Origin of the sequence: Pseudomonas paraeruginosa, from assembly GCF_003025345.2 — a bacterium.
Taxonomy (GTDB): domain Bacteria; phylum Pseudomonadota; class Gammaproteobacteria; order Pseudomonadales; family Pseudomonadaceae; genus Pseudomonas; species Pseudomonas paraeruginosa.
This window is the reverse complement of record NZ_CP020560.1, coordinates 6,007,552-6,031,360: the sequence shown is the minus strand read 5'-3', so window position 1 is coordinate 6,031,360 and position 23,809 is coordinate 6,007,552. Positions and strand designations below refer to the sequence as shown.

The window sequence follows — 23,809 nt, the reverse complement described above, 5'->3', positions numbered from 1 at the left end:
GCGTAGCCTGGCAAAAAAAGATGTATGAAAAAGGGTGGCCTCGGCTGCCCTTTTTTGCATCCGCCATCGCTACAATGCCGGAACCCGTTACCGGTCGTCCGGGTCGAAACCCGGCCGGAGAGCGGCACAGACCTCGCCTAGGAGTGAACGATGCGTAACCTGATTCTCAGCGCCATGCTGGCCATGGTCAGCCTGTTCGGCATGACTGCCCAGGCCGACGAATATACCGCCGGCAAGGAATACACCGAACTCAGCAGCCCGGTGCCGGTGTCGCAGCCCGGCAAGATCGAAGTGGTGGAGCTGTTCTGGTACGGCTGCCCGCATTGCTATGCGTTCGAGCCGACCATCGTGCCATGGAGCGAGAAGCTGCCGGCCGACGTGCATTTCGTCCGCCTGCCGGCCCTGTTCGGCGGTATCTGGAACGTCCATGGGCAGATGTTCCTGACCCTGGAAAGCATGGGCGTCGAGCATGACGTGCACAATGCCGTGTTCGAGGCGATCCACAAGGAGCACAAGAAGCTCGCCACCCCGGAAGAAATGGCCGACTTCCTGGCCGGCAAGGGCGTGGACAAGGAGAAGTTCCTGAGCACCTATAATTCCTTCGCCATCAAGGGCCAGATGGAAAAGGCCAAGAAGCTGGCGATGGCCTACCAGGTCACCGGCGTACCGACCATGGTGGTTAATGGCAAGTACCGCTTCGACATCGGCTCCGCCGGTGGTCCGGAGGAAACCCTCAAGCTGGCCGACTACCTGATCGAGAAAGAGCGCGCAGCGGCCAAGAAGTAAGCAAGGTGATCCGGCATGTTGCGCCGCTGGCAGCGTGAACCTCGGGTCGCAGGCAGCTGCGACCCGCGAGTGAACCCCTCCTGTGACGACTCGCGGGAGTTGCCCGGCGACGGCCGTCTGCGCCTGCTGAGCTTCAACATCCAGGTCGGCATCAGCACCGAGCGCTACCGCCACTACCTGACCCGCGGCTGGCAGCACCTGCTGCCCCACGCGGGCCGCGCGACCAACCTCAAGCGCATCGGCGAGCTGCTCGCCGACTACGATCTGGTCGCCCTCCAGGAAGCCGACGGCGGCAGCCTGCGTTCCGGCTACGTCAACCAGGTCGAGCACCTGGCCCAGCTCGGCGCCTTCCCCTACTGGTACCAGCAGCTCAACCGCAACCTCGGGCGCATCGCCCAGCACAGCAACGGCCTGCTCAGCCGCTGGCGGCCGAGCCTGCTGGAAGACCACCCCTTGCCCGGCCCGCCGGGGCGCGGCGCGATCTTCGTGCGTTTCGGCGACGGGCCCGACGCGCTGGTGGTGGTGATGATGCACCTGGCCCTCGGCGCGCGCACCCGCACCCGCCAGCTCGCCTACATTCGCGAGCTGATCGGCGACTACCGCCACCAGGTGCTGATGGGCGACATGAACACCCATGCCGTCGACCTCCTGGAAAACTCGCCGCTGCGCGATCTCGGTCTGATGGCGCCGCAGGTCGAGGCGACCTTCCCCAGCTGGCGGCCGCAACGCAACCTCGACCACATCCTGCTCAGTTCCGACCTCGCGCTGGAGCGGGTCGATGTGCTCGACCAGCCGATCTCCGACCACCTGCCGGTGTCGGTCGAGATCCGTCTGCCGGACAACCTGCGCGACAGGGCCCTGGTCGTGAGCGACAGCGCCGGGAGCGCGTCATGAGTCGCGACGACGCCCAGCGCTGGAAAGACAAGTACCTGGAGAACATCGAGCAGCAGGAGCGCCTGCAGCGCCGCTGGGATGCGCGCATCGACCTGCTGCGTCGCGGCCTGGTGCGCAGCAGCCTGGCGGCCGAAGGCAGCGACAAGGCGGTCGACCTGTGCATGAAGGAGCTGCGCGAGATCATCCGCCGCGACGACATGGACGCCGGCCTGGCCGGCCTGATTCCCCGCCTGGAGAAGGCCGTGCTCGACTCCGAGCAACGTCGCCAGCAACGCACCCAGCAGAACATCGACGCCCTCGGCGAGCTTGCCCAGCAACTGCTGGCCCTCGACCTGCCGCGGGAGCTGCGCAAGCCGCTCAAGCAGTTCGCCCGCGATATCGAGGAGCGTGCCCGGCAGTCGCGCGAGATACCCATCCTGCTCGGCGAACTGAGCCGGTTGCAGCGCCAGGTCCTGGCCGAGCGCAAGGGCGGCGACGGCGACGACAGCCGGCCGGGTCTGCTGCAGCGCCTGTTCGGCGGCAAGGAGGCGGAAACCGCCGTGGCGCGGGCGAACCCAGCGCTACCCATGGCGTCGGCGGTCGCGCCAACCACCGGGCCCGCGCCTGTCGCTCAGCCTTTGCCGGTCGGCGCCGGTAGCCCGCGCGGCGAGGTGGAGGCCAGCGTCCCGGCAGGGTTATCCACAGATCCGGAGAGCGTCGCCGCGGCGCCTCCGGCGCGACGTGGCGCGCTGGCCGCGCGCGGCGAGTCGAACCAGATCCGGCTGGAAGAGCCGCGGCCGATCTGGCTGGATAGCCTGCCCCTGCCAGGGGGCCTGGTTTTCCGCGAAACGCCCGGGGAGCCCTCGGTGGAGCAGGAGCTGGACATCGAGCCGGAAGAGCCGGGCGAGCCTGTGAATAACCTCGCCGAGGCGACGGCCGACGAGACCTACGCGCTGCCCCCGCCGATGCCCGAACCCGGCTACAGCGCGGTGGCGCCGCATATCGAGGCGAGCCTGCTGCGCCTGCTCGACGGCCTGTCCCTGCCGAGCAGCCACCAGCCCCAGGCCGAGGCGCTGCGGGTACGCATAGACGGCAGCCTGAACTGGTACGAACTGGTGCCGGTGCTGGACGACCTGGCGGTGCTGGTGCTGTCCCTGGCCGACAGCGGCCAGCGCGACTTCGAGGAATACCTGCGGCAGCTCAACGAGCGCCTGGAAAGCTTCCTTGGCCACCTGGGCGATGCCCACGCCGGCTACACCGGCGTGCTGGACAACGCGCGCGGCTTCGACCAGACACTGCGCGAGCAGGTCAGCGGCCTCCAGGCCAGCGTGCAGCAGGCGACCGACCTGGACAGCCTCAAGCTGGCGGTGGACAGCCGGCTCAACGGCCTGCTCGCCTCCATGGACGAACACCAGCGCGAACAGGCCGAACACGAGCAGGAAGTCTCCGGCCGCCTGCAGGCGCTGATGGAACGGGTCAACAGCATGGAGCAGGATGCCAAGGCGTTCCACACCCACCTGGAAGACCAGCGACAGAAGGCCCTGACCGACCCGCTGACCGGCCTGCCCAACCGCGCCGCGCTCAGCGAGCGCCTGGAGCAGGAAGTGGCGCGCCGGCGCCGGGACGGCGGCGAGCTGCTGCTGGCGGTGCTGGACATCGACCACTTCAAGCGGATCAACGATGATTTTGGCCACCTGGCCGGTGACAAGGTGTTGAAGATCATCGCCGGCGAGTTGCGCAAACGGTTGCGCCAGGCCGATTTCATCGCCCGCTTCGGTGGCGAGGAGTTCGTCGTCCTGCTTCCGGCCACGCCGCTGGACGCCGGCCGGCAATTGCTCGAGCGGCTGCGCGCGGCGATCGCCGCCTGCCCCTTCCACTTCAAGGGCGAGCCCCTGAGCATCACCTGTTCCGCGGGGATAACCGCCTTCGTCGGCAACGAGGCTGGCGAGGCGGCGTTCGAACGTGCCGACCAGGCGCTGTATCGTGCCAAGCGCGCCGGCAGGGACCGCCTGGAAGTCGCCTGAAGCACGACCGGCGCACATTCCGGCGCCCGAGGCCGGCTGCGCCTGCAGTTCGCTCCCGCGCCCGGTAGAATGGCAGGCCATACCGTTCTGGAAACAGCCATGGATATGTTCGGCGTCGCCGTCCTGATCTTTCTGGTCACCGACCCCTTCGGCAACATCGCCGTGTTCCTCGCCGCGCTGAAAGGCGTCGCGCCCGGGCGCCGCCTGCGCGTGGCGTTCCGCGAGCTGGCCTTCGCCCTGGGCCTGCTGCTGCTCTTCCTCACTCTCGGCGAGCACATCCTCAGCGGTCTTGGGCTGTCCCGCGAGGCGACCGGAATCGCCGGCGGGATCATCCTGTTCGTGATCGCCATGCGCCTGATCTTCCCGTCTCCCCAGGGCCTGCTCGGCGAGGTGCCCGACGGCGAGCCGCTGCTGGTGCCGCTGGCGACGCCGGCGGTGGCCGGCCCTTCGGCGCTGGCGATGCTGATCACCCTGCGTACCACCTTCGACGGGCCGCTGTGGGAGCTCTACCTGGCGGTGATCCTGGCCTGGGCCGCCACCGCCCTGATCCTGCTGCAGGCGGCGTTCCTCCAGCGTTTCCTCGGCCCGCGCGGGCTGACCGCCATCGAGCGCCTGGCCGGAATGCTGCTGATCATGCTCAGCGTCGATATGCTCCTGGACAACCTGCGCAGCGTGTTGCACATCGCCGCCTGACGGCGCTGCCTATTCATTCGGAGTCATCATGCGTTCGTTCATTTTCCTGGTTTTCACCCTGGCGCTGCTGGCCGGCTGCTCCAGCGGCCCGCGCCTGAACACCGACTACACCTCGGTGAACCAGGACAGCCGTGTCCAGTTCATCGTCCTGCACTACACCTCCACCGATCTGCCGCATTCGCTGGGCATCCTCACCCACGGCGGCGTCAGCGCGCACTATCTGATCGGCGACGACGAACCGGCCACCGTCTACCGCCTGGTGGACGAGAACCGTCGCGCCTGGCACGCCGGGGTCAGCGAATGGCAGGGGCGGACCTGGCTGAACGCCACCTCGATCGGCATCGAGATCGTCAACCAGGGCTATCGCGATACTTCTCAGGGGCGGGTCTGGTATCCGTTCAGCGAGGCGCAGGTCCAGGCGCTGATCCCCCTGCTGAAGGACATCGCCAAGCGCCATGGCATCACCCCGGACCGGATCATCGGGCACAGCGACATCGCGCCGGGGCGCAAGGTCGATCCGGGCCCGCTGTTCCCCTGGAAGCGCCTCGCCGACGCCGGCCTGGTGCCCTGGCCGAAGCCCGGCGAACTGGCGCGCCGCCTGGCCGAGCTGAACGGACAGTTGCCGGATGTCCGCTGGTTCCAGCAGCAGCTGGCGCGGCACGGCTACCTGGTGCCGCAGACCGGGGTGCTGGAACAGGATACCCGCGACGTCATCGGCGCCTTCCAGATGAAGTACCGGCCGGCCCGCTTCGATGGCCAGCCGGACCTGGAAACCGCCGCGCTGCTGCTGGCGGTTCCCGCTTCCTGAGGCCGCTGGAAAAGCCTGCCGGCAGCGCCCGCTACACCGGCAGCAGCATGTAGAAGCGCGCCCCCTGGCCTGGCTGCGAGCGGACCGCGATGCGCCCGCCGTGCAGCTGGATGATCTCCTTGCACAGCGCCAGACCCAGTCCGGCGCCGCCTTTCTTGCGGCCGACCTGGACGAACGGCTCGAAGATCCGGCCCTGCTGGCTGAAAGGGATGCCTTCGCCGTTGTCTTCCACCGCGATCAGCACGCGATCGCCCTGGCGCCGCGCCTGCAGGTGGATCTGCCCGCTTTCGCTGCTGTGGCGCAGGGCGTTTTCCAGCAGGTTGTCGATTACCCGTTCTATCTGCAGGCGATCGAGCTGCAGGTGCGGCAATTCCTCGCCCAGTTCCAGTTCCAGGGAAACCCGGCGCGCCTCGCCCTTGGGCACGAAGCGTTGCTGCGCCTGGGTGAGCAGGTCGACGAGGTCGCAGGTCGTCAGCTCGAGTTTCTGCATGCCGGTCTGGTAGCGCGAGAAGTTCAGCAGGTCGTTGATCAACAGGACCAGCCGCGACATTTCCTCGTCCACCGTCTGGATCAGGTCCGCTTCCCGCGACTCGGCGGGGAAGTCCAGGCGTTCGCGGAGCAGGCTGAAGGCCATCTGCATGCCGGTCACCGGGGTGCGCAGCTCATGCGAGGCGCGCAGGACGAATTCGCTGCGGACCCGCTCGAAGGCTCGCTGCTCGGTGACGTCACGCACCACCAGCACCGCGCCGACGCTGTGTCCGCCGGGGTGGGTAACCGGATACAGCGACCAGGCCAGCAGTCGCGACTCGCCGGCGACATCCACTTCCAGGTCGGGCATCGCCTCGTCCTGGACCTCGCCCTGCAGGGCCTTTTCCACAGCCTCGCGCAGACCTTCATCGCCGAGGATCTCGTCGATCCGCTTGCCGTGGGGGTCGTTGCTGACGAACAGCTGGCGGATCGCCACTGGGTTGGCGTGTTCGATGCGGCCCTGGTTGTCGAAGATCACCAGGCCATCGTCGATGCTGTCGAGCACCGCTTGCAGGCGCCGCTCGCCGGAAAGCATTTCCTCGACGCTGGTCCGCCGGTACTGCCGCAGGGCTTCGGCCATCAGGCCGAAACGGCGGGTCAGTTGGCCGACCTCGGCGAGGTTGGTCGTCGGCAGGGTCACGTCGAAGTCGCCTTTGCCGATCTTGTCCGCCGCGCGCGCCAGGGTCTCGATCGGCGCGCCGAAGCGGCGGGCGATGCTGTGGGCGGTGACGAAGCCGATCAGCAGAATGGCCACGCCCACCAGGCCGAGCAGGCCGGCGACCAGGTAGGCGCGATGGCGGGCATTGGTCTCGGCGGCGCTGATGCCGGAGAGGGCCAGTTGGTGCAGGTCCTGCAGGCGCAGGCGGAGGGTGTTGAAGGCTTCGCTGAAGTCGTCGCTGTCGTCCAGCGGTGCTTCGAGCAGGGGCTGGGTCTGCGCCTGCAACTGCCGGTAGGCGTCGCGGATGCCATCCAGCGCAGCCTGTTCAGCGCTGTCCACGGCATTCGAGCGCCCCTGTTCGAGAACCCGGCGGAAGTCGTTCTGCGAGCGTTCCAGGGCCTGGCTGTCGGGGCGCGTGCGAAGCAGGATGACCAACTGGTCGCCAAGCAGCTGGCGTAGTTGCTGGCTGGCCTCGATGGTCGTGTAGTGATGCGACATCCGTTGCTCCTGGGCCCGCCCGAGCTGCATCACGCTGAACAGCCCGAGCAGCAGGCCGAACAGCGAGACGGTGATCAGCGCGGAAATGCTGAGGAACAGCCGGGTCCGGAGTTTCATCGGCAACGGCATGTTCATAGGCCGTACTGCTTGCGCTTCCGGTACAGGGTCGAGGCGTCGATACCGAGGGTCTTGGCGGCCTGGTCGAGGGTGGCGCTGGAGGCCATCACCGCCGTTATATGGGCTTTCTCCAGGTCTTCCAGGCTCAGCGATTCACCGACTCGCGGAGCGCTGCTGGCCGATTGCGTGGCGCTGAAGCCGAGGTGGTCGAGGTCCACCAGCTCATGATTGCAGATGATGCTGGCGCGCTCGATCACGTTGCGCAGCTCGCGGACGTTGCCCGGCCAGGGATATTGCCGCATGGCCTCGCGGGCGGCCTCGCTGAAGCCTCGGGCGGGACGGCCATAGTCCTTGACGAAGCGGGCGAGGAAACGTTCGGCCAGGCCGAGGATGTCCTCGGCGCGTTCGCGCAGGGGCGGCAGGTTGAGGACGATGACATTGAGGCGGTAGAGCAGGTCCTCGCGGAACTGGCCCTGGGCGACCATCGCGCCGAGATCGCGGTTGGTCGCGGCGAGGATGCGCACGTCGGCGCGGCGGGTCACCGGGTCGCCGACGCGTTCGTATTCCTTGTCCTGGATGAAACGCAGCAGCTTGGGTTGCAGGGTCAGCGGGAAATCGCCGATCTCGTCGAGGAACAGGGTGCCGCCGTCGGCCTGGCTGACCCGGCCCAGGGTACTTTCGGTGGCCCCGGTGAAGGCGCCGCGGCTGTGGCCGAACAGTTCGCTTTCCATCAGTTCGGCGGTCAGCGACGGGCAGTTGATGGTGACCTGGGGTTTCTTCGCGCGCTTGCTCCAGGTATGGATGGCGCGCGCCAGCTCGCCCTTGCCGGAGCCGGACTCGCCGAGGATGAGGATATTGGCGTCGGTCGCCGCCACCTGGCGGGCGGTTTCCAGTACCGCGGCCATGGCCGGACTGTGCGACTCCAGGCCGTCACCCTGGCGGCGCATCTCGCCCTCCAGGGCTTCCAGGCGCGCGGTCAGCTGGCGCACCTCCAGTTGCTTGGCGGCGGCCAGGCGCAGCTGGTCGGGGCTGCAGGGCTTGACCAGGTAGTCCACCGCGCCAGCCTGCATGGCGTCGACCGCGGTATCCACCGCCGAATGTGCGGTGACGATAACCACGCGCATCCAGGGCGCCTGGACGCGCATCTGGGCGAGGACGTCGAGGCCGTTGTCCTCGCCCAAGCGCAGATCGAGGAAGCACAGGTCGAAGACCTGGCGCTGCAGCAGGGCCTCCGCTTGTGGCGCGCTGCTGGCGGTGGCCACGCTGTAGCCCTCGTCCTCCAGGCAGTAACGGAAAGTGCGCAGGATCGCCGATTCGTCATCGACCAGCAGGATGCGCCCCTGCTTTTCGGAAGTGGTTTCCATCGTTGCTTTTATCCTCCAGGGAACTCGCTGCCATACGGCCTCTGGGTTAGTCCGCGGAAAGCCCGTGCTAGTTGCAAGAGCGCCCCGCCACCCATCCGGGGCGGGCGGTGCCGACCCGCAAGCCGCTGGAGCGCCTGTTTCGATTTTCGGGCCGCATGCCGGATGGCATCGCCTGGCCCGCTCCCTGTACATGTGACAGCGTACCGCGTCGGTCGTGCAAAACGCCCGGAATAATTTGCGTCGTCGTGCAGGATGAACTGCGTCGACTACCGAAAGATATTTTCAACCCATTGAATTTAAAGGTTTTTTATTTTTTGAAAAGGCTGGCATGAGGCGTGCAAAGAGGAGGTACGGTCTCCCAGCAGAGAAATGGACAAAGGCCGGTTCGCTACCCCGCGGGCAATCTCCCGAGGCGGTACGACAGTTCCGAAGGCACACAGGAGAAAAACATCATGCTTAGTTGGGCAATCACCTTTCTGATCATCGCCATCATCGCCGCCGTCCTCGGGTTTGGTGGTATCGCGGGTGCAGCCACCGGAATCGCGAAGATCCTTTTCGTCCTGTTCCTGGTGCTCTTCGTGGTCTCGTTCTTCTTCGGACGCCGCCGCGGCTAGCCGGACGCCGAGGAGAAAGCGATGCGACTCATGCGCAACCTGATGAACGCACTGCTGCTCGGTGCCGCCGCCAGTTCGCTGGCGGTGGCGGCCGACAGGGATGGCGAATACCGTTTGAACGAACTGCAGAGCACCGACGCCGGGTATCGCAAGGCCTGGCAGAACCTGGTGGAAGACGAGAGCCGGCTGCCCGACTGGGTAATGAACCTTTCGGGGACCGCCACGCCGATGCGCGCGGTCGACGACCAGGGCGACAAGTATCTGGTCGGCGGGCTCTGCGAGAAGTCCGACTGCAAGGGCCAGCGCCTGCTGGTTGCCTTCGACTGGGACAAGAGCCACGCCTACGGACTCTACGTGCAGGTGCCCGAAGGCTTGCCGCAGGACAAGTCGCCGAGCAAGCACGCCAGCTTCCGCTGGCTGGGCAAGCCGGAGCCCGCGGTACAGAAGATTCTCGACGAACAACTCAAGGCCGATCCGAACTGGTACTGACTCGGGTCGGGCTTGCGTGACAACGCCCCGCTGGCAGCGGGGCATGGCCAGGGGACCGGGGTGCGCTGGATGAGGTCGATCCGGCGGGCTCCAGGGGTACAGGGAGTACCTCCTTCGGGGTCGGGCCAGGTGAAAACGCGCCGGAGGGGAGCGAACCGACGAGTCGCTCCTTTCCGGCGCGCTTCTATATATAGAAGGGCACGCCGTTCCGCCGCCCGGCGGAGCGGCGACCTCCGCGAGCATGCTCGGCGTACTTCCCTGATATCGATCAATGCCGACGACTGGCGAGGCCGTTTTACAATCGACCATCCGCGCATTCCGAAGCACCCTCCGGAAGGACTTCACCATACGGTTATCCACAGAAAGCCACTTATCCACAGCAGAGGGTGTCACCTCGGCGACGCCGCCGCGTCCCCGCGACCATCCATCGCAATCATGATGAGCGGGCTTCATCTTCCCAGGATGGACACCAGGCCCCGGGCCCGGCATGGAGTGCCTTCCGCTCCCTGTTCTTGAGTGAAAATCAAGGGCAATTTCCTGTGGGACGGATGTTTCATTAGTGATTTCTCATGCCGATTCGGCATGGGGCAGTCACTTACGGCATTAGACGGGGTAGGGGAGCGCATGAATCATTGCGCCCTTTCGCCTGTCGGGAGCGACTCTCCCGCTGGAGCGACTCCCGACTTCCACAAGAATTAAGGGTGACGAAACATGGGTAAAGCCAAGCTAAGCCTCGCCTGGCAGATCGTGATCGGTCTGGCACTCGGTATCGCCGTAGGCGCAGTGCTCAACCACTTCAGCGCCGAGAAGGCCTGGTGGATCGCCAACGTGCTGCAACCGGCCGGCGACATCTTCATCCGCCTGATCAAGATGATCGTGGTACCGATCGTGATCTCCTCGCTGGTGGTCGGCATCGCCGGCGTCGGCGACGCGAAGAAGCTTGGCCGCATCGGCCTGAAGACGATCATCTACTTCGAGATCGTCACCACCGTCGCCATCGTCGTCGGCCTGCTGCTGGCCAACCTGTTCCAGCCCGGCACCGGCATCGACATGAGCACCCTGGGTACCGTGGACATCTCCCAGTACCAGAAGACCACCCAGGAAGTGCAGCATGACCATGCCTTCATCGCGACCATCCTCAACCTGATCCCGTCCAACGTCTTCGCCGCCATCGCCCGTGGCGAGATGCTGCCGATCATCTTCTTCTCGGTGATGTTCGGCCTTGGCCTGTCGAGCCTGCCCAACGACCTGCGCGAGCCGCTGGTGAAGGTGTTCCAGGGCGTCTCCGAAACCATGTTCAAGGTCACCCACATGATCATGAAGTACGCCCCGATCGGCGTCTTCGCCCTGATCGCGGTGACCGTCGCCAACTTCGGCTTCGCCTCGCTGCTGCCGCTGGCCAAGCTGGTGATCCTGGTCTACGTCGCCATCGCCTTCTTCGCCCTGGTGGTGCTGGGCCTGATCGCGCGGATGTTCGGCTTCTCGATCATGCGCCTGATCCGCATCTTCAAGGACGATCTGGTCCTGGCCTATTCCACCGCCAGCTCGGAAACCGTGTTGCCGCGCATCATCGAGAAGATGGAAGCCTACGGCGCGCCGAAGGCGATCAGCAGCTTCGTGGTGCCTACCGGCTACTCCTTCAACCTCGACGGCTCGACCCTGTACCAGAGCATCGCGGCGATCTTCATCGCCCAGCTCTACGGCATCGACCTGTCCATCGGCCAGCAGATCATGCTGGTGCTGACCCTGATGGTGACCTCCAAGGGCATCGCCGGCGTACCGGGCGTGTCCTTCGTGGTGCTGCTCGCCACCCTGGGCAGCGTCGGCATCCCGCTGGAGGGCCTGGCCTTCATCGCCGGCGTCGACCGCATCATGGACATGGCGCGCACTGCCCTCAACGTGATCGGCAACGCCCTCGCGGTGCTGGTGATCTCCAAGTGGGAAGGCATGTACGACGCGGCCAAGGGCCAGCGCTACTGGGATTCGCTGCCGCACCTGCGTCAGGCGGTCGGCGAGGCCAAGGGCAAGCAGGCCACGATCGAGTAAGACGGACTTTGTCCAGCAGGCCCCGGCATCGTCCGGGGCCTCGTCGTTTCTGGCGCCGGCACCGCCTGCGCCGCTATCATCCGCGCAACGCGGGGGATTCTGAATGCTGAACGGCTTGTGGTTGGGTTTTTTCCTGGTGGCGGCGGCGAGCGCGTTGGCGCGCTGGTTGATCGGTGGCGACGCGACGGTGTTCGCGGCAATGGTGGAGAGCCTGTTCGCCATGGCCAAGCTGGCGGTCGAGGTGATGGTCCTGCTGTTCGGCACCCTGACGCTCTGGCTCGGCTTCCTGCGCATCGCCGAGAAGGCCGGGCTGGTGGAGCGCCTGGCGGTGCTGCTGGGGCCGCTGTTCCGCCGGCTGATGCCGGAAGTCCCGCCGGGGCATCCGGCGATCGGCCTGATCACCCTGAACTTCGCCGCCAATGGGCTGGGCCTGGACAACGCCGCCACGCCGATCGGCCTGAAGGCGATGAAGGCGTTGCAGGAGCTCAATCCCAGCAGCACCACGGCGAGCAACGCGCAGATCCTGTTCCTGGTGCTCAACGCCTCGTCGCTGACCCTGCTGCCGGTGACCATCTTCATGTACCGCGCGCAGCAGGGTGCGGCCGACCCGACCCTGGTGTTCCTGCCGATCCTCCTCGCCACCAGCGCCTCGACCCTGGCCGGCCTGCTGTCGGTGGCGCTGATGCAGCGCCTGCGCCTGTGGGACCCGGTGGTGCTGGCCTACCTGGTCCCCGGCGCGCTGTTGCTGGCCGGCTTCATGGCGCTGCTCGGCACCCTCTCGGCCAGCGCGCTGGCGCAACTGTCCTCGCTGCTGGGCAACCTGACGCTGTTCAGCCTGATCATCCTGTTCCTGGTCGTCGGTGCGCTGAAGAAGGTGCCGGTCTACGAGAGCTTCGTGGACGGTGCCAAGGAAGGCTTCGATGTCGCGAAGAACCTGCTGCCCTACCTGGTGGCGATGCTCTGCGCGGTCGGCGTGCTACGTGCCTCGGGGGCGCTGGAAGTGGTGCTCGACGGGGTCCGCTGGGCGGTGGAGGGAATGGGCTGGGACAGCCGCTTCGTCGAGGCGCTGCCCACCGCGCTGGTCAAGCCGTTTTCCGGCAGCGCGGCGCGGGCGATGCTGCTCGAGACCATGCAGACCCACGGTGTCGACAGCTTCCCGGCGCTGGTCGCCGCCACGGTGCAGGGCAGCACCGAGACCACCTTCTACGTGCTCGCCGTCTATTTCGGCTCGGTCGGCCTGCAGCGCGCCCGCCACGCGGTGGGCTGCGCGCTGGCCGCGGACCTGGCCGGGGTCGTCGCCTCGATCACGGTGTGCTACTGGTTCTTCGCCTGACGCCGCCAGGCTTCGGCGTCACTCGGTGACGTCGAAGCGCAGGCTGCCGATCATCTGCCCGGCCTCGGTGAGCACCTTCACCTGCCAGTGGCCGACCGGGTCGCCGGGGAAGTTCTGCTTGTGGGTCCAGGCCCGGTAGCCCTCCTTGCGGCCGCCGTGGATATCCAGGGCGATGCGGTCGAATTCCTTGCCGTTGAACATCCACACGTGATAGATGCGCTCGTCGAGGCCGCGCGGCGCATTGATCGCGGTGTAGGCGAACAGGCCCTGGCTGCGCAACTGGGCGGCGCCGACCTGCTCCAGGCTGTCGCCCGGGGTACGGTTCTGGTCGTCGAACTGGCTGCTCACCGCGACTTCGGTCAGCCACAGGGTCGCCGGCGGCACCCAGGCGCGGCCGAACCAGCCGGCCAGGCCCACCGCCAGGGTCAGGCCAAGCAACAGGATGCCGCGCCACCAGTGCTGCAGCGGGAAGGTCACCAGCAGGCTGGGGAAGGACAGCGCGACCGCGATGCCCAGGGATAGCCGGTAGCTTTCCGGCGTGGTCAGGTGCAGCAGGATTGGCAACGAGGTCAGCAGCACGGCGAACAGGGTCAGGGTGTGGTAGGCGAGGAACACCCAGCGACGTTGGGCCAGCCAGCGGTAGTAGAGCGGGTCGGTGATGGAGACCAGCGCGGCGGCTGCAAGCGTGCCGGTGAACAGCGCCTGACCGCTGTTCCAGGTGGTGGTGATGAGGAAGAACGGCAGGACGAAGAACAGGCTTTCCTGGTGGATCAGCTGGGTGGCGTAGCGCAGCAGCGGCGCCGGGATTTCCCAGCCGAAGCGGCGGGCGAAGGTTTCCCGCAGCAGGTTCTCGAGGATCAACCAGACCCAACTGACCAGCATGATGATCGCCAGGACCTGGGCGAAGCCCTTCTGCCGGTCGACCATGATGAAGCTGAACACCCCCGAGCAGAAACCGAACAGGGCGATGGTGCGTGGATAGCGGGCCATCAGGCCGGTGACCAGGGAGATCAGTCGCTCCAGGCGGGCTTTCCAGGACATAGGGAAACGGGAAGACATGGTGGAAAGAAATTACCTGACAGAGAGGAAAATTCTACGGCAGTAGCGTCGGGCCGGCGAACCGCAGAACGCGGGCTTGGTACTGGCGCGGGTCGGGAAATGAAGCAGATAAGTAATTTCATACATCTCTTTCGGAAAAATCCCATTAGATAAGCGTTCGAGTTCAAGGAGCATCGGAAATATCCAATTGCCGAGCTGACTGCTTCCATGAGTGCTTGTCTATCCAAGCTCACCAGACGTTCCCTTTTTGCCGTCGCCCTTCTGCCCGTGTCCGCCCGCGCGGGGCTGATGGATGTTTGCGTACCCGTGGGCTCGTCCAGCGTGCAGGTGGCATTTCCCGGACCGATCACGGTGCAGCGCGACGCGCCGGCAGGTACCGTCCTGGCGACCAGGGAAGTTCCCACCGCCATGGAGTGCGCCAACCTGTACTACCCGACCGGGAGCAAGGCGGTGTATTTCAAGTGGGGTTCCAACCCTTCGATCCAGTCTTTCTCCGCCCCAGGATATTCCGTGTACCCGACAGGGGTGGCGGGTGTGGGCCTGTACTGGGGTACCAGGAATCATGAGTCGGTGACCTACAACATGAGCGTCGGTTCGCTGAACGACGAGAGCTCCCTCCTCGAGGTACCGTTCCCCTATCTGTTGGGCTCGCGCACCTATCCCTTCACCCAGGTCTTCAAGCTGATCAAGACCGGGCCTGTCAGCGGCGGGACCTTCAGCTTTCCCAGTTTCAAGGTGATGACACGTCCGGTCTCGCTGCAGGGGGACTTCTACAAGAAGGACCTCTTCACCTTCAGTTTTTCGCCGGTCCAGGTGGTCGGCTCGTCCTGCGAGTTGAAGAACAGCGGCAAGACCGTCGACCTTGGCCAGGTCGAGGCCAGTGGTTTCAAGGGGCCGGGCACCACGCTGGGGGCCAGGGCGTTCGCCCTCGAACTCAAATGCACGCCGGGCGCCAGGATGAACCTGACTCTCGACAAGACCTTCCAGAACACCAGCTACGTGGGCACTATCAACCTGGTCAGCACTTCGAGCGCCAGCGGAGTGGGTATCCAGGTCCTCGATGCGGCCAACGGGCAACCCATCCCGTTGGGACAGGCGCATGCCATGGGCGTGGCCGCCAGTGGCGACACCTTGCTGGCGCTGGTGGCCCGCTACATCCAGACCGGCCAGCGGGTCGTTCCCGGCAAGGCGCAGGCGATCCTGAGCTTCACCCTCAGCTACAACTGAATCGCGGGGGGCACCGTGCACCGGATTGCGTACCGAAGCTTTCAGCCAGCTTTCAAAAGGCCTCTATCTGGCACCTTCCAGCCGATTTCTGTTGTTTCCTCGAGGTTTTTACACATATGGTTACAACTCGGTCGATGGATGACGTACCCGCCTGCGTGGCCATCGACGCCGCCATGGACCGCTTCCCCGTGTCTGCCTGAGTGTGTGTCCCATGGCCTCGAATAAATCCAAAGGCGTCGCCATTTTCCGTGTGGTCAGTGGCAACTTCCTCGAGATGTACGACTTCATGGTGTATGGCTTCTACGCCACCGCCATCGCCAAGACCTTCTTTCCCGGCGACAACCCGTTCGCCTCCCTGATGCTGGCCCTCGCCACCTTCGGCGCCGGCTTCCTGATGCGGCCGCTGGGGGCGATCCTCCTCGGCGCCTACATCGATCGCCACGGACGTCGTCGGGGCCTGATCATCACCCTCGGCCTGATGGCCATGGGCACCCTGCTGATCGCCTTCGTCCCCGGATATTCCACGCTGGGCGTGGCGGCGCCGCTGCTGGTGCTGTTCGGCCGCCTGCTGCAGGGCTTTTCCGCCGGTGTCGAGCTGGGCGGCGTGTCGGTCTATCTGTCAGAAATCGCCACGCCTGGACGCAAGGGCTTCTTCGTCAGCTGGCAATCGGCCAGCCAGCAGGTGGCGGTGGTCTTCGCCGGCCTGCTCGGCGTGCTCCTCAACCAGTGGCTGAGTCCGCAGGACATGGGCGAGTGGGGTTGGCGCGTGCCGTTCCTCATCGGCTGCCTGATCGTCCCGGCGCTGTTCGTCATCCGCCGCTCGCTGGAGGAGACCCCGGAGTTCGAGGCGCGTACCCACCGGCCGTCGTTGCCGCAGGTGCTGCGCTCGATCGGGCAGAACCTCGGCCTGGTCCTGGCCGGCATGGCGATGGTGGTGATGACCACCGTGTCGTTCTACCTGATCACCGCCTATACCCCGACCTTCGGCAAGAACGAACTGCATCTGTCGGACCTCGACAGCCTGCTGGTGACCATGTGCATCGGCCTGTCCAATTTCATCTGGCTGCCGGTGATGGGAGCCTTCTCCGACCGTGTGGGGCGCAAGCCCCTGCTGCTGGGAGCGTCCATCCTGGCGATGCTGACCGCCTACCCGGCGCTGTCCTGGCTGGTAAGCGAGCCGAGTTTCGCCGGCCTGCTCGGCGTCGAGCTGTGGCTGTCGTTCCTCTATAGCAGCTACAACGGCGCGATGGTGGTGGCGCTCACCGAGGTGATGCCGGCGGAGGTGCGCACCACCGGCTTCTCCCTGGCCTACAGCCTGGCCACCGCGACCTTCGGTGGCTTCACCCCGGCTGCCTGCACCTGGCTGATCCACGTCCTGGACAACCGCGCGGCACCGGGCATCTGGCTGAGCGGCGCGGCATTGCTCGGGCTGCTCGCCACCCTGGTGCTGTTCCGCCGGCGCGGCAAGCAGATCGCCGAGGCCGAGCTGGCCAACGCCTGAGGCATCCGGTCGCACGCCGTGCGTCGGCTCCCGCGGGAGCCGCGCCGGCGGCGTTGATGTCGATCAACCGGTGTCGCGCCAAACCGCGTAGACAGGAAGTCAGTAGCCGTACCGACTTTCTTCTACGGAGATCGCATCATGTCCAATGTACAAAATGCCAGCCGGTCTTCTGCGTTCGCGGCGGTGGAGGGCGACCACTGGGTCGAGTCCCTCGACGATGGCCGCCACGTGCTGATCCGTCCCCTGCGCGAGGAGGACCGGGAGCGTGAACGCCAGTTCATCAACCGGCTGTCCCCGGCGACCCGCCACTTCCGCTTCCTCGGCGAGATCAAGGAAGCCAGTCCGGCGCTGCTCGACCAGTTGATGGATATCGACTACCAGCAGAGCATGGCCTTCGTCGCCCTGGTGCACGAGGACGGCGAGCTGCGCGAGGTCGGCATCAGCCGCTACGCCGCCTGCTGCGAGGAAGGGCAGTGCGAATGCGCGGTGACCATCGCCGACGATTACCAGGGCCTCGGGCTGGACGCCGTGCTGATGCGCCACCTGATCGATGTGGCGCGGCGCAACGGCTTCCGCCAGATGTACTCGGTGGATTCGGCGGCCAACCGGGCGATGCGCGATCTCTGCTGCGCATTGGGCTTCGTCGGCCAGCGCGATCCGGACGACTCGACCCAGGTCATCCACCGCCTGGCCTTGTAGCGCGCTCAGGCGCGCCGGCGGCGCAGGCCGAACCAGAGCAGGCCGCTGGCCAGCAGGCCGGCGGCGAGCAGCAGCGGATAGAGCATGTCGTCGTCGAACAGCGGCTTTTCGATGCGCAGGTAGCCCTCGCCGTCGAACAGCCGTTGCGCCAGCGTGTCCACCTGTTGTTTCCGGACCTTGGCCAGGCGTCGCTCCTCGTCGGGGAAATGGCCTTCCTCGTAGTCGGCCAGCGAGCCCCAGTAATAGTCAGCCAGCGCCGCGTTGCCCTGGGTGCTCCAGGCCAGCCTGGCGCGCTCGGCGTATTGCACCCGCTTGAAACGCCCCGGGTCCAGGCCATGCTGGCGGATGCCGTCGAGCAGTTCGCGCAGGGCGGCCTCGGTGGCCGGCAGGTCGCCGCGCTCGACATCCGCGTCGAGGCTGAAGAAGCCCTGGTTGGCGAACACCTGGCGATCGGTCGACGGCCCGTAGGTGAGTCCGCGACGGACGCGCAGGTCGGCGTACAGCGCGTCGTTCATATAGGCCTGGAGCAGGACCATGGCGTCCGGGTCGGCGTCGTCCGGCTCGGGGAAGATCCAGTGCAGCATCGCGCCTTCGCCGAACAGCCGGGTGAGCAGGGTGCGCCTGGCCTCGGCGTGGCCGTTGGCCGCTGGCAGCTCACGACGCTCGGGGACCTCCTGGTCCTGCAGGGCGCCGAAGGTGCGGGTCAGGTAGGCCGGCAGGCGCGGGTCGAGATCGCCGACCATGATCAGGGTCATGTTGCCCGGCACGTACCAGTCGCTGCGCAACCGCTCCAGCTGCTCGGCGCTGAGCGGCGCCAGCGGCGCGCGCTGGGAGCAGGCCAGGCCCAGCTCCACCGCCAGCTGGTCCATGGCGCCGCGGCCGAGGTTCTCGCGGTCGAGCCAACGTTGCAGGTGCGAGTAATGGCCGCCGCCCTCGCGCTCGATCACCCGCTTGGCGGCGGCGATGCGCGGTTCGTCCAGTTCGGTGCGGGTGATGGTGTCCAGCAGCAGGTCAAGGACCTGGCGCTGGGTAGCGGCCGGCGCCTCGATGACGAAGGTGGTGTCGCCCTCGCTGGTGTAGGCGTTCCACTGGCCGCCCAGGGCTTGCATGCGGGCCTCCAGGTCGGCCTCGTCGCCGCCGTCCAGGCCGCTGAAGAACAGGTGCTCGAGCAGGTGCGGCAGCTGCTTTTCACGGCACGAGAAGTCGGCGAAGCCGACCCCCACCACCAGCCGGATCGAGACGTGCCGGCGCTGCTCGGTGGGCTTGAGCAGCACGCCCATGCCGTTTTCCAGCTGGAAGGCTTCGACCTCGCTGCGCTGGTCGGCATACGACCAGGGGCAGAGCAGACAGAACAGCAGCAGGGTGGACAACGAACGCATGGGCCGGGCCTGGAACCGAAAATACCGAGAATAGCGGATGCTTCATGACGAACCTACCCGCAGAACGGCTAATGTCGCGAGCGGCGCGGCTCCGCCGGTTCCTTCGCGAGCGCCGGTTCGGCCAGGGCCGACGAAGTCATGTCGTCGACCTCGTCGGCCCAGTCGTCGTCCGTCTCGCGGCTGCGCTCGTCGGCGGCGCTGTGTGGCGCGTCGGGATTGTCCAGCACGGCGTAGGCGATGGCGCAGAACAGCGAGTTGAGGCGCTTCATGTCGCTGATCAGGTCCAGGTGCAGGGAGCTGGTCTCGATACTCTGCACCACCTGCTGGTGCAGGCGGTCCACGTGGGCATGGGCATAGCGCCGCTCCTGCAGGCGGAAGCGCTGCTTGGCCCGGCGCAGGCGCTTGGCGCTGTCGAGGTCGCCATTGAGGAACACCGAGAGACCCAGGCGCAGGTTGGCGATCAACTGCTGGTACAGGGTGCCGATCTCCTCCAGGCCGGTGTCGGAGAAGGAGCGGCTGCGCGAGGTCTTCTTGTCCTGCACGGCGGCGAGCATGTGCTCGATGATATCCCCGGCCTGCTCCAGGTTGATCGCCAGCTCGATGATTTCCGCCCAGCGCCGGCTGTCGCGCTCCGACAGGTCCTCGCGCGGCATCCGCGCCAGGTACAGCTTGATCGCGGTATAGAGGGCGTCGACGTCATCGTCGAGCTTGCGAATGTTCTTGCCCAGCAGCGGGTCGCCGCCGCGGATGATCTGCATCAGGTCATTGAGCATCTGCTCGACGATGTCGCCCATGCGCAGGGTCTCGCGCACTGCGTTGGCCAACGCCAGGCTCGGTGTGTCGAGGGCGGCGGGGTCGAGGTGGCGGGGCCGGGCGACGTCGTCGGGCTGCGCGCGGTCGGGCATCACCCGGGTGCAGAAGCTGGCCATGGCGTTGGTCAGCGGCAGGCAGGCCAGGCAGCGGGCGGCGTTGTAGAGTACGTGGAAGGCGATCACCAGTTCGGCAGTGCTGAACTGCCAGTGGTCCATCCAGTCCGCCAGCGGGCCCACCAGCGGCAGCACCAGCAGGCAACCGGCGATCTTGAACAGCAGGCTGCCGAGGGCCACCCGGCGTCCGGCGGCGTTCTGCGCGGTGGCGCTGAGCATGGCCAGGATGCCGCTGCCGAGGTTGGCGCCGACCACCAGGCACAGCGCGACCTTCAGCGAGATCACCTTGGACGCGGCGAGGGTCGCGGTGAGCAGCACGGCGGCGAGGCTGGAATAGGAAATCATGGCGAACAGCGCGCCGGTCAGCGCATCGAGCATGATGTCGCCGGTCAGGCTGGAGAACAGTACCTTGACGCCCTTGGCCTGGGTCATCGGCTCGGCGGCGGCGACGATCAGCTGCAACGCCAGGATGATCAGGCCCAGGCCGATGAACACCCGGCCGAGCTGGCCAAGGCGGGTCTGCTTGCGGCTGAGGAAGAAGATCACGCCGAAGAAGATCAGCAACGGCGACAGCCAGGACAGGTCGAGGGTCAGCACCCGCGCCATGAGGGCGGTGCCGACGTCGGCGCCGAGCATGATCGCCAGCGCCGGGGCCAGCGCCATCAGGCCCTGGGCGACGAAGGAGGTGGCCAGCAGGGCGGTGGCGTTGCTGCTCTGCACCAGGGCGGTGACGCCGATCCCGGCGGCGAACGCCAGCGGGCGCCTTTCCACGCTGCGACTGAGGATGCGCCGCAGGTCGGCACCGTAGACCCGGAGAATACCGCTGCGCACGATATGCGTGCCCCATACCAGCAGGGCGACGGCGGAGAGCAGGTCGAGCAGTTTCAGCATGGCGTGGCCCCCTGGCACTTCGACGAATGGCCAACCTCGCGCCAGGTTCCGTACGGCAGGCACCTGTGCCCGGCGTCCTTTCCCGGACCCGGAGGGCGCCGACGGCCACGGTGGAACGACAGCGTTCAGGCATTTTGTAACACGAACGTCATATTTGGACCGGTGTCTCCCGCGGGAGTTCGTCCCGATGGCCTGAACGCCGGGGCGCTTTCCCTCCAGTTAAGCGTGCGCGCCGGGGAGCGGCGAGGATTTTTCGCCGCGACCGGGCGTCCGCCCGATGCGCACGTTTGCGCCACAGGCCATGGAATTGGCCGACAGGAAAGGTATCCTTTGCGCCTTTTAAAAAGCCCCGGTCTAGAGGGATGCAGAGGAGTGGTGCGGATGCGATTTGCGGGGATCAGTGGCTGCCTCTCGGCAGCGGTGTTGGCGCTGGGGCTGGGAGCGGCGACGGAGGCACGGGCCGATGCGCTGGGCGACGGTCTGGAGCAGGCGCACATTCGCAAGGCGACCTTCGCCGCGCCGGTCTGGGAAGGCTACACCAACGCCGACGGCAGCGGCCTGTACTGGGACCTGTTGAAACAGGTCTACGCGCCCTATGGCCTCGACCTGAAGTTCATGAACATGCCCTGGAACCGGGCCAACAAGCTGATGACCGCGGGCTCGATGGTCGACGGCGTGCCCGGTGAGATACCGGGGGTGGAAGGCAAGCTGTACGCCCAGCTGCCGATCGATATCGAGTACCACGGCGTGATGCATGCGGCGAAGACGCCGTTCTCCGGCCGCGCCAGCCTGACCGGCAAGCGCGTCGGCTGGCGCCACAGCTACAACCTGATCCCGGTCGAGCAGCGCGACTTCACCCTGGTCGAATGCATCCGCCCGGAGCGCTGCACCGAGCAGCTGGAGGCCGGCGAGCTGGACTTCTTCCTCGACGAGCCGGACGAGCTGCAGGTGCAGCGCAGCGAAGCGCGCCTGGCAGCGGATGCCTATCCCATCGCGCAACTGCCACCGGGCAAGGAGTCCTTCATGACCTTCGCCGACAGTGCCAGCGGACGCCTGCTGCGCGAGGTCTATGACGCGCGGGTGCGGCAGATGGCCGAATCCGGCGAGCTGCGCACTCTCTACCAGCGCTGGAACAGCGAGATGCCGGGGGCCGTGCAGGCGCTCTCCGGTCAGTGACGCGCCCCGCGTTTCCGCTGCGCGGCCCTGATGGGGGTTGCGCAGCGGGAATGAAACACCTAGGATTCGCCTTTCATTTCCCGCTCACGCACCGCAAAGGAGGTTACATCGATGATTCAGTTCTCTACCCTTTGCAGGCTGCGCCTGGCCTAACGGCCACCGAAACCTACCGCTCGACCCCCTGCAACGCTGAACGATTCCCGCCCTTGCCACCGCGCAAGTCTCCGGCGAGGGGTCATCGGCTGCCGCGGTCACCGCTCCCCAGGTTTTCACCTTTCCGTTAGACGCCCTTCGCCCATCCGCGAGTGCCCGCTCGGCTTCGGTCTGCCCCCCGGATCTACCGTTTCAATCACATGGATTGGATTATGGGCAACTACATCAAGCCTTTGTCCGCGGGCGTCACGCTGATCGCCTCGGACAGCACCTGGATCGAGGGCAAGGCGATCCAGCAACTGCAAACCACCGCCGCGCTGGACGGCATGCAGCGGGTCGTCGGCCTGCCGGACCTGCATCCCGGGCGCGGCTATCCGGTCGGCGCGGCGTTCTTCTCCGCCGGCCGCTTCTACCCGGCGCTGGTCGGCAACGACATCGGCTGCGGCATGGCGCTTTGGGAAACCGGGCTGGTTCCCGGAAAATTGTCGGCGGACAAGCTGGAGAAACGCCTGGGCAACCTCGACCTGCCGCTGGACGACTCCTGGCACGACTGCATCGAAGCCCTGGAGCTGCCGGCCCGCGAGCACTGGCGTGCGCTCGGCACGATCGGCGGCGGCAACCACTTCGCCGAACTGCAGCAGGTCGAGACGGTGTTCGACCGGGCCGCCCTGCATGCCCTCGGTCTCGACGCCGGGCGCCTGCAACTGCTGGTGCACAGCGGCTCGCGCGGCCTGGGCCAGGCGATCCTGCAGGAGCACGTCAGCCTGCACGGCCATGCCGGGCTGCCCGACGGCAGCCTGGAGGCCGCCGCCTACCTGGCGCGCCACGCCGAGGCGCTGCGCTTCGCCGAAGGCAACCGCCAGCTGATCGCCCGGCGCATTCTCGAACGCTTGCGCTGCGACGGCCTGGAACTGCTCGACGTCAACCACAACCTGGTGGCCCCGGCACAGGTCGACGGTGTCCACGGCTGGCTGCAGCGCAAGGGGGCCACTCCGGCCGACCAGGGCGCGGTGGTGATTCCCGGCTCGCGCGGCGACTACAGCTACCTGGTGGAGCCGCTGCCGAGCGCGCTCAGCCTGTTCTCCCTGGCCCACGGCGCGGGGCGCAAGTGGCAGCGTGGCGAGTGCCGCGAGCGTCTGTCGGCGCGCTTCAGCGTCGACCAGTTGGGTCGCACGCGACTGGGCAGCCGGGTGATCTGCGGCGACCGCCAGTTGATCTACGAGGAAGCGCCGGAAGCCTACAAGGGCATCGACTCGGTGGTCGGCGCGTTGCTCGAGGCCGGCCTGCTGCGCCTGGTCGCCCGCCTGAAGCCGGTGCTGACCTACAAGACCCGCGGGGAGTGCTGCCGATGATCCTGCTGCAACTCTCCGCGGCCCAGGGGCCGGCGGAATGCTGCCTGGCGGTGGCGAAGGCGTTCGAGCGGCTGTGCGTCGAGGCGGCGGCGGCCGGCGTCACGGTCGAGGTGCTCGAGGAGATGGCCGGCGAGCGTCCACGGACCTGGCGTTCGCTGCTCCTGGGGCTGCGCGGCACTGCCGCCGAAGCGCTCGCCGAGCGCTGGTGCGGCGGTATCCAGTGGATCTGTCCCAGCCCCTACCGGCCCCGGCATGCGCGCAAGAACTGGTTCATCGGCGCGCAGCGCTTCGCCGGGCCGCCGGCCAGCCTGGAAGGCGGGATCCGTTTCGAGACCCTGCGCTCTTCCGGCCCCGGTGGCCAGCACGTCAACACCACCGACTCGGCGGTGCGCGCCACTCACCTGGCCAGCGGCATCAGCGTCAGGGTCCGGAGCCAGCGCAGCCAGCATGCCAACAGGCGCCGGGCGATCCTGCTGATCGCCCGGCGCCTGGAGGAGCGAGCGAACAGTGCCAGCGACGCGCTACGCGCCGAGCGCCACCAGGCACATGCCCGGGTCAGCCGTGGCGAGGCTCGCAGGGTATTTCGCGGCGAGCGCTTCGAGCCTGCCTGAAGGG

The 23,809-nt window shown here is 66.7% G+C and carries 20 protein-coding genes; 15 read left to right on the top strand and 5 right to left on the bottom strand.

Annotation, left to right across the window (positions count from 1 at the left end; all coding sequences use genetic code 11):
• Positions 1 to 150 precede the first annotated feature (150 nt).
• From dsbA to ampDh2, 5 genes are all read left to right on the top strand, one after another.
• Positions 151 to 786, top strand: a complete 636-nt coding sequence (gene dsbA, locus B7D75_RS28520; RefSeq protein WP_003155460.1) for a thiol:disulfide interchange protein DsbA — start codon at positions 151 to 153, stop codon at positions 784 to 786.
• A 15-nt stretch (positions 787 to 801) separates the two neighbouring features.
• A complete protein-coding gene (locus B7D75_RS28515; protein ID WP_003155459.1) occupies positions 802 to 1,680 on the top strand; it encodes an endonuclease/exonuclease/phosphatase family protein in 879 nt (292 codons plus the stop codon).
• Entirely contained in the window at positions 1,677 to 3,683 is a 2,007-nt protein-coding gene (locus B7D75_RS28510; RefSeq protein ID WP_107114631.1) for a GGDEF domain-containing protein, read from the top strand. The genes B7D75_RS28515 and B7D75_RS28510 overlap by 4 nt, the downstream gene beginning before the upstream one ends.
• Before the next feature lie 99 nt (positions 3,684 to 3,782).
• Positions 3,783 to 4,376, top strand: coding sequence for a MarC family protein (locus B7D75_RS28505; protein ID WP_034080716.1), 594 nt, complete (start codon positions 3,783 to 3,785; stop codon positions 4,374 to 4,376).
• A 28-nt stretch (positions 4,377 to 4,404) separates the two neighbouring features.
• Positions 4,405 to 5,184: an N-acetylmuramoyl-L-alanine amidase AmpDh2 gene (gene ampDh2, locus B7D75_RS28500; protein WP_107114630.1), complete on the top strand. Its 780-nt coding sequence runs from the start codon at positions 4,405 to 4,407 to the stop codon at positions 5,182 to 5,184.
• A gap of 31 nt (positions 5,185 to 5,215) precedes the next feature.
• On the opposite strand, the gene B7D75_RS28495 is transcribed toward ampDh2, so the two are convergent.
• The gene (locus tag B7D75_RS28495; protein ID WP_107114629.1) at positions 5,216 to 7,003 is read right to left on the bottom strand and encodes a KinB sensor domain-containing domain; all 1,788 of its coding nucleotides are present in this window, start codon (positions 7,001 to 7,003) and stop codon (positions 5,216 to 5,218) included.
• Entirely contained in the window at positions 7,000 to 8,349 is a 1,350-nt protein-coding gene (gene algB, locus B7D75_RS28490; protein ID WP_034080715.1) for a sigma-54-dependent response regulator transcription factor AlgB, read from the bottom strand. Before algB ends, B7D75_RS28495 begins: the two co-directional genes overlap by 4 nt.
• 452 nt (positions 8,350 to 8,801) lie before the next feature.
• Between algB and B7D75_RS28485 the strand changes: the two genes are divergently transcribed.
• The 4 genes from B7D75_RS28485 (at position 8,802) to B7D75_RS28470 (ending at position 12,831) form a co-directional block, all read left to right on the top strand.
• Positions 8,802 to 8,963 (top strand): DUF1328 domain-containing protein, encoded by a 162-nt coding sequence (locus B7D75_RS28485; protein ID WP_003096961.1) that lies wholly within the window; start codon positions 8,802 to 8,804, stop codon positions 8,961 to 8,963.
• A gap of 21 nt (positions 8,964 to 8,984) precedes the next feature.
• Complete coding sequence (locus B7D75_RS28480) at positions 8,985 to 9,452, top strand: inhibitor of vertebrate lysozyme family protein (protein WP_003156905.1); 468 nt, start codon at positions 8,985 to 8,987, stop codon at positions 9,450 to 9,452.
• A gap of 711 nt (positions 9,453 to 10,163) precedes the next feature.
• Entirely contained in the window at positions 10,164 to 11,498 is a 1,335-nt protein-coding gene (gene gltP, locus B7D75_RS28475; RefSeq protein ID WP_003156903.1) for a glutamate/aspartate:proton symporter GltP, read from the top strand.
• A gap of 103 nt (positions 11,499 to 11,601) precedes the next feature.
• Positions 11,602 to 12,831 (top strand): nucleoside recognition domain-containing protein, encoded by a 1,230-nt coding sequence (locus B7D75_RS28470; protein ID WP_107114628.1) that lies wholly within the window; start codon positions 11,602 to 11,604, stop codon positions 12,829 to 12,831.
• An 18-nt stretch (positions 12,832 to 12,849) separates the two neighbouring features.
• On the opposite strand, the gene B7D75_RS28465 is transcribed toward B7D75_RS28470, so the two are convergent.
• Positions 12,850 to 13,890, bottom strand: a complete 1,041-nt coding sequence (locus B7D75_RS28465; protein ID WP_034080713.1) for a DUF5924 family protein — start codon at positions 13,888 to 13,890, stop codon at positions 12,850 to 12,852.
• Between the two features lie 306 nt (positions 13,891 to 14,196).
• Between B7D75_RS28465 and B7D75_RS28460 the strand changes: the two genes are divergently transcribed.
• From B7D75_RS28460 to B7D75_RS28445, 3 genes are all read left to right on the top strand, one after another.
• Positions 14,197 to 15,117: a fimbrial protein gene (locus B7D75_RS28460; protein WP_158039325.1), complete on the top strand. Its 921-nt coding sequence runs from the start codon at positions 14,197 to 14,199 to the stop codon at positions 15,115 to 15,117.
• Between the two features lie 211 nt (positions 15,118 to 15,328).
• Entirely contained in the window at positions 15,329 to 16,618 is a 1,290-nt protein-coding gene (gene tcuC, locus B7D75_RS28455) for an MFS transporter (RefSeq protein ID WP_003151041.1), read from the top strand.
• 138 nt (positions 16,619 to 16,756) lie between these two features.
• Positions 16,757 to 17,317 (top strand): GNAT family N-acetyltransferase, encoded by a 561-nt coding sequence (locus B7D75_RS28445; protein ID WP_003096934.1) that lies wholly within the window; start codon positions 16,757 to 16,759, stop codon positions 17,315 to 17,317.
• 5 nt (positions 17,318 to 17,322) lie between these two features.
• Here B7D75_RS28445 and B7D75_RS28440 read toward each other — a convergent pair whose 3' ends face one another.
• Together B7D75_RS28440 and B7D75_RS28435 are read right to left on the bottom strand one after the other, a co-directional pair.
• Positions 17,323 to 18,696 (bottom strand): M16 family metallopeptidase, encoded by a 1,374-nt coding sequence (locus B7D75_RS28440; RefSeq protein WP_034080712.1) that lies wholly within the window; start codon positions 18,694 to 18,696, stop codon positions 17,323 to 17,325.
• Positions 18,697 to 18,764: 68 nt separating this feature from the next.
• Positions 18,765 to 20,513, bottom strand: coding sequence for a Na/Pi cotransporter family protein (locus B7D75_RS28435; RefSeq protein ID WP_003151046.1), 1,749 nt, complete (start codon positions 20,511 to 20,513; stop codon positions 18,765 to 18,767).
• 375 nt (positions 20,514 to 20,888) lie between these two features.
• On the opposite strand from B7D75_RS28435, the gene B7D75_RS28425 reads away from it, so the two are divergent.
• The 3 genes from B7D75_RS28425 (at position 20,889) to prfH (ending at position 23,805) form a co-directional block, all read left to right on the top strand.
• Entirely contained in the window at positions 20,889 to 21,689 is an 801-nt protein-coding gene (locus tag B7D75_RS28425) for an ABC transporter substrate-binding protein (protein WP_107114691.1), read from the top strand.
• 365 nt (positions 21,690 to 22,054) lie between these two features.
• A complete protein-coding gene (locus B7D75_RS28420; protein WP_043099605.1) occupies positions 22,055 to 23,194 on the top strand; it encodes an RNA ligase RtcB family protein in 1,140 nt (379 codons plus the stop codon).
• Positions 23,191 to 23,805, top strand: a complete 615-nt coding sequence (prfH, locus tag B7D75_RS28415; RefSeq protein ID WP_107114627.1) for a peptide chain release factor H — start codon at positions 23,191 to 23,193, stop codon at positions 23,803 to 23,805. The genes B7D75_RS28420 and prfH overlap by 4 nt, the downstream gene beginning before the upstream one ends.
• The last annotated feature ends 4 nt before the right edge of the window (positions 23,806 to 23,809 follow it).

Coding starts and splice junctions, on each gene's coding strand:
- dsbA (WP_003155460.1), top strand. CDS start 151: ATGCGTAACCTGATTCTCAGCGCCATGCTGGCCATGGTCAGCCTGTTC.
- B7D75_RS28515 (WP_003155459.1), top strand. CDS start 802: ATGTTGCGCCGCTGGCAGCGTGAACCTCGGGTCGCAGGCAGCTGCGAC.
- B7D75_RS28510 (WP_107114631.1), top strand. CDS start 1,677: ATGAGTCGCGACGACGCCCAGCGCTGGAAAGACAAGTACCTGGAGAAC.
- B7D75_RS28505 (WP_034080716.1), top strand. CDS start 3,783: ATGGATATGTTCGGCGTCGCCGTCCTGATCTTTCTGGTCACCGACCCC.
- ampDh2 (WP_107114630.1), top strand. CDS start 4,405: ATGCGTTCGTTCATTTTCCTGGTTTTCACCCTGGCGCTGCTGGCCGGC.
- B7D75_RS28495 (WP_107114629.1), bottom strand. CDS start 7,003: ATGAACATGCCGTTGCCGATGAAACTCCGGACCCGGCTGTTCCTCAGC.
- algB (WP_034080715.1), bottom strand. CDS start 8,349: ATGGAAACCACTTCCGAAAAGCAGGGGCGCATCCTGCTGGTCGATGAC.
- B7D75_RS28485 (WP_003096961.1), top strand. CDS start 8,802: ATGCTTAGTTGGGCAATCACCTTTCTGATCATCGCCATCATCGCCGCC.
- B7D75_RS28480 (WP_003156905.1), top strand. CDS start 8,985: ATGCGACTCATGCGCAACCTGATGAACGCACTGCTGCTCGGTGCCGCC.
- gltP (WP_003156903.1), top strand. CDS start 10,164: ATGGGTAAAGCCAAGCTAAGCCTCGCCTGGCAGATCGTGATCGGTCTG.
- B7D75_RS28470 (WP_107114628.1), top strand. CDS start 11,602: ATGCTGAACGGCTTGTGGTTGGGTTTTTTCCTGGTGGCGGCGGCGAGC.
- B7D75_RS28465 (WP_034080713.1), bottom strand. CDS start 13,890: ATGTCTTCCCGTTTCCCTATGTCCTGGAAAGCCCGCCTGGAGCGACTG.
- tcuC (WP_003151041.1), top strand. CDS start 15,329: ATGGCCTCGAATAAATCCAAAGGCGTCGCCATTTTCCGTGTGGTCAGT.
- B7D75_RS28445 (WP_003096934.1), top strand. CDS start 16,757: ATGTCCAATGTACAAAATGCCAGCCGGTCTTCTGCGTTCGCGGCGGTG.
- B7D75_RS28440 (WP_034080712.1), bottom strand. CDS start 18,696: ATGCGTTCGTTGTCCACCCTGCTGCTGTTCTGTCTGCTCTGCCCCTGG.
- B7D75_RS28435 (WP_003151046.1), bottom strand. CDS start 20,513: ATGCTGAAACTGCTCGACCTGCTCTCCGCCGTCGCCCTGCTGGTATGG.
- B7D75_RS28420 (WP_043099605.1), top strand. CDS start 22,055: ATGGGCAACTACATCAAGCCTTTGTCCGCGGGCGTCACGCTGATCGCC.
- prfH (WP_107114627.1), top strand. CDS start 23,191: ATGATCCTGCTGCAACTCTCCGCGGCCCAGGGGCCGGCGGAATGCTGC.